We start from the raw sequence: 279 nt of genomic DNA on the forward strand, positions 1-279 counted from the left end.
TTCGTGGACTACGAGGTCGATCCGCGCGAGTACCACCTCTCGACCATCCAGACGATCCTCAACACCCATACCCGCGTCACCGATCTCTACTCCAACGAGATCGACCAGCTCCGCGAGCAGATCCGCCTCACGGTCGACGCCGTGAAGGAGCGCGAGGAGTGGGAGCTCCTGAACAACGCGCAGTTCGGCCTTCTCGGCGAGGTCGGCCCGCGCCAGCGCATCCCCACCCGCGGCGGCCCGCCCACCCCGGACGACCTCGACGAGCTGCTGACCCTGGTC

At 67.4% G+C, this 279-nt stretch carries 1 pseudogene; it reads left to right on the top strand.

Going from position 1 to position 279, the window contains the following annotated elements:
• Positions 1–279, top strand: a pseudogene (locus ACLBXO_RS32285) (family 2B encapsulin nanocompartment shell protein); the annotation flags it as partial.

Source organism: Methylobacterium sp. C33D (assembly GCF_053345825.1).